General features: G+C 63.9%; 2 protein-coding genes and 2 pseudogenes. All 4 read left to right on the top strand.

The window, feature by feature from the left end; genetic code table 11:
- A pseudogene (locus CF68_RS01670) lies at positions 1-278 on the top strand (ABC transporter ATP-binding protein); the annotation flags it as partial.
- Between the two features lie 74 nt (positions 279-352).
- Complete coding sequence (locus CF68_RS01665) at positions 353-1,561, top strand: ABC transporter substrate-binding protein (protein WP_035815599.1); 1,209 nt, start codon at positions 353-355, stop codon at positions 1,559-1,561.
- Between the two features lie 164 nt (positions 1,562-1,725).
- Positions 1,726-2,610, top strand: coding sequence for a branched-chain amino acid ABC transporter permease (locus tag CF68_RS01660; RefSeq protein WP_035815597.1), 885 nt, complete (start codon positions 1,726-1,728; stop codon positions 2,608-2,610).
- Positions 2,610-2,964 (top strand): annotated as a pseudogene (locus CF68_RS01655) (branched-chain amino acid ABC transporter permease); the annotation flags it as partial. The gene CF68_RS01660 and the pseudogene CF68_RS01655, both read left to right, overlap by 1 nt.

The following is a 2,964-nucleotide window of genomic DNA, read 5'->3' as shown; positions in this document are numbered from 1 at the left end:
TGGCGGTCGGGCGCATCCTGCGCACCGGCGCGAACCTGCTGCTGCTCGATGAAATCTCGGAAGGGTTGGCACCGGTGATCGTGCAGGCGCTCGCGCGCATGATCCTGATGCTCAAGCAGAAGGGGTACACGGTGGTGATGGTGGAGCAGAACTTCCGCTTTGCCGCGCCGCTGGCCGACCGCTTCTACGTGATGGAGCATGGCAGTATCGTCGAGCGCTTTGCCGCCAGTGAGCTGGAGGCAAAGATGCCGGTGCTGCACGAACTGCTCGGGGTCTGATCCGCACGGATCATGGGTTGATGTTTGGCAGGAACGGGTGGCGCGCACGCCGCCGCAAATCAGGAGACATAGACATGAAAAAGACTCGGCTCGCGGCCGCGATGGCGGCCATTGCCATGGGTGCGGTTTCCTTCAGCGCCGTTGCCCAGGTGTCCGGCGACACCGTGAAGATCGGCTATATCACCGACATGTCGGGCCTGTACGCCGACATCGACGGCCCCGGCGGCCTGGAAGCCGTCAAGATGGCGGTCGAGGACCGCGGCGGCAAGGTGCTGGGCAAGCCGATCGAGATCGTCTCTGCCGACCACCAGAACAAGGCCGACATCGCCGCCTCGAAGGCGCGCGAATGGATGGACCAGCAGGGCCTGGACATGCTGCTGGGCGGCACCAACTCGGGCACCGCGCTGGCGATGAACAAGGTGGCTTCGGAGAAGAAGCGCGTCTACATCAACATCGGCGCCGGCACCGCGCGCCTGACCAACGAAGAGTGCTCGCCGTACACGGTGCACTATGCCTATGACACGGTGGCGCTGGCCAAGGGCACCGGCAGCGCGGTGGTCAAGCAGGGCGGCAAGTCGTGGTTCTTCCTGACCGCCGACTATGCCTTCGGCCATTCGCTGGAAAGCGACACCGCGGCCGTGGTCAAGGCCAACGGCGGCACGGTGGCGGGCCAGGTGCGCCATCCGCTGTCGGCATCGGACTTCTCGTCGTTCCTGCTGCAGGCGCAGTCGTCCAAGGCGCAGATCCTGGGCCTGGCCAACGCCGGCGGCGACACCATCAACTCGATCAAGGCGGCCAAGGAATTCGGTATCACCAAGTCGATGAAGATCGCCGGCCTGCTGATGTTCATCAACGATGTGCACAGCCTTGGGCTGAAGAACACCGAAGGCCTGCTGATGACCGACAGCTGGTACTGGGACATGAACGACGACACCCGCAAGTTCGCCAACCGCTTCTTCGGCAAGATGAAGAAGATGCCGAGCAGCCTGCAGGCGGCGGACTACTCGGCGGCCAGCACCTACCTGAAGGCAGTGGAAGCAGCCAAGACCGACGATCCGGACAAGGTCATGGCCGAGTTGAAGAAGATGAAGATCAACGACTTCTACACCAAGGGCTATATCCGCCAGGACGGCCGTGGCATCCACGACATGTACCTGATGCAGGTGAAGACCGCGGCAGAATCGAAGAAGCCGTGGGACTACCTGAAGGTGGTCGCGACCATTCCGGGCGACCAGGCCTTCACCACGGTGGCCGAGTCGAAGTGCGCAATGCTGAAGAAGTAAGCTGATGTGAGATCTGCCGGCGGCGCGCCACCTGCGTGCCGCCGGCATCGGACGCGGTTCTTTGCTGCGGTGTTCGCCAACGGTGTTCGCCGCAGCGTTCGCATTACCTGGCACCAACCGCAGCAATCCCCGCCATACAACGGCGGTATCAACGGCACTCCGCGATGGACATCTTCGGAATCCCCTTGCCGGCCATGCTTTCCCAGCTATTGCTGGGGCTGGTCAACGGCGCCTTCTATGCGATGCTGAGCCTGGGCCTGGCGGTTATCTTCGGCCTGCTCAACGTCATCAATTTCGCGCACGGCGCGCTCTTCATGCTGGGCGCGGTGCTGGCCTGGATGGGCATGGAGTACGCCGGGCTGAACTACTGGATCATGCTGCTGCTGTCGCCGCTGGTCGTCGCCGCGCTGGGCGTGGTGATCGAGAAGACCATGCTGCGCTGGATCTACAAGCTCGACCATATCTACGGCCTGCTGCTGACGCTGGGCATCACGCTGGTGATCGAGGGCATCTTCCGCTCGATCTACGGCGTCTCCGGGCTGCCGTACTCGACGCCGGATGCGCTGCAGGGCGCGACCGACCTGGGCTTCATGATCCTGCCCAACTACCGCGCGTGGGTCGTGGTGGCGTCGCTGGTGGTGTGCTTTGCCACCTGGTACGTGATCGAGAAGACCAAGCTGGGCGCCTACCTGCGCGCCGGCACCGAGAACCCCAAGATGGTCGAGGCCTTCGGCGTCAACGTGCCGCTGATGGTGACGCTGACCTACGGCTTCGGCGTGGCGCTGGCCGCGTTTGCCGGGGTGCTGGCCGCGCCGGTGATCCAGATCTCGCCGCTGATGGGGCAGAACCTGATCATCATCGTGTTCGCGGTGGTGGTGATCGGCGGCATGGGCTCGATCATGGGTTCGATCCTGACCGGCCTGGGGCTGGGCGTGGTCGAGGGGATGACCAAGGTGTTCTATCCTGAAGCGTCGTCGACCGTGGTGTTCTTCATCATGGTGATCGTGCTGCTGCTGCGCCCGGCCGGGCTGTTCGGGAAGGAGAAGTGATGAGCGCACCCTCCACATCATCGACGCCATCCACGGTGGCGGCCAACGCGGGCAACGCAGGAAAGGGACAAGGCGTGCAGAAGAAACTGTTGTACGGATTGCTGCTGCTGGCACTGGTGGCCGCGCCGCTGGCCGGTGCGTATCCGGTGTTCGTGCTCAAGGTGCTGTGCTTCGCGCTGTTTGCGTGCGCCTTCAACCTGCTGATCGGCTATACGGGGCTGCTGTCGTTCGGCCACGCGGCCTTCTTCGGCGGCGCTGGCTATGCCGCCGGCCATGCCATGAAGGTCTGGGGCGTGACCCCGGAAATCGGCCTGATCCTGGGCACCGGTGCGGGCGCGCTGATCGGCTACGTGG

It is taken from the genome of Cupriavidus sp. SK-4 (assembly GCF_000611125.1).
Lineage (GTDB): Bacteria > Pseudomonadota > Gammaproteobacteria > Burkholderiales > Burkholderiaceae > Cupriavidus > Cupriavidus necator.
This window is presented reverse-complemented; position numbering and strand designations above follow the sequence as displayed.